General features: G+C 73.3%; 1 protein-coding gene and 2 pseudogenes. All 3 read left to right on the forward strand.

The features are described from left to right. Positions 1 to 324: pseudogene (locus AC1D2K_RS35050) on the forward strand (tRNA (adenosine(37)-N6)-threonylcarbamoyltransferase complex dimerization subunit type 1 TsaB); the annotation flags it as partial. Continuing rightward, on the forward strand, positions 321 to 905 hold the full coding sequence (locus tag AC1D2K_RS35055) for a GNAT family N-acetyltransferase (RefSeq protein ID WP_478095073.1): 585 nt from the start codon (positions 321 to 323) through the stop codon (positions 903 to 905). The pseudogene AC1D2K_RS35050 and the gene AC1D2K_RS35055, both read left to right, overlap by 4 nt. Further along, positions 902 to 1,091 (forward strand): annotated as a pseudogene (locus tag AC1D2K_RS35060) (uracil-DNA glycosylase family protein); the annotation flags it as partial. The gene AC1D2K_RS35055 and the pseudogene AC1D2K_RS35060, both read left to right, overlap by 4 nt.

Raw genomic sequence — 1,091 nt, forward strand, 5'->3', positions numbered from 1 at the left:
GACCAGGTCTACGCGGCCGGCTACGACTTCGGGGTCGAAATCTGCGCCAGCGAGGCGGAGCTGCTGGCGCCCGAGGGCGTCGTGGTGCCGGACGGCTGGGTGCTGGCCGGCAATGCCTTCGACGCGTACGGCGAGCGCCTGCCCCATGCGGTGGCGCGCCACGAGGTGCTGCCCACTGCCGCCGCGATGCTGCGGCTGGCCCCGGCGCTGCTGGCCGCCGGCCGCACGGTGGCCCCGGCCGAGGCCTGGCCGCTCTACGTGCGCGACAAGGTGGCGCAGACGACCGAGGAGCGCGCGGCCTTGAAGGCGGGAGTCGTGCGATGAGTGCTGTCCTGCAGCAGCCGCGCGAGGCGCGCCTCGAGCCGATCACGATCGAACGGATTCCCGCCGTCTGCGCCATCGAGCAGAGCGCCTTCAGCCATCCCTGGACGCCGGCGAACTTCACCGATTCGCTGGCGGCCGGCTACCACTGCCAATGCCTGGTGGCGCCCGCGCCCGACAGCGAGCCTTCGGCGTCCGCGCCGCGCGGCGCGCGCGCGCTGTGGAGCCGCGCGATGGCGCGCAGCAGCGGCGAGACGCTGATCGGCTACTTCATCGCCATGAAGGGCGTCGACGAAGTGCACCTGCTCAACATCACGGTCGCGCCGGCCTTCCAGGGCCAGGGCTGGGCACCGCTGATGCTGGAGGCGCTCGCGGGCTGGTCGCGCGGGCTCGACGCGCAGTGGCTCTGGCTCGAGGTGCGCGCCAGCAACCTTCGCGCGCTCGCGGTCTACGAACGCAACGGCTTTCGGCGCGTAGGCACGCGCAAGGGCTACTACCCCGCGCACGGCGGCATCCGCGAGGACGCGGTCGTCATGAGCCTGCGCCTCCAAGAATCACCCAGCGCCTGGGGCGGATTGAAATGACGACCGAAGCCTTGCACCTCGACGCGCGGCAGCGCGCCATGCTCGACGAGATGGGCGTCAAGCTCCTCTGGTGGCGCCAGCCGGAGCCCGCCGAAGCGGCGCCGGCCGAGGCCGTCGCTGCCGCCGTCGCTCAACAGCCCGCAGCCCTGCCCGCGGAGCCGGCCATGGCGCCTCCCGCCGCGGCGC

The organism is Variovorax sp. P1_H12_2, assembly GCF_056405335.1.

Coding starts and splice junctions, on each gene's coding strand:
- AC1D2K_RS35055 (WP_478095073.1), top strand. CDS start 321: ATGAGTGCTGTCCTGCAGCAGCCGCGCGAGGCGCGCCTCGAGCCGATC.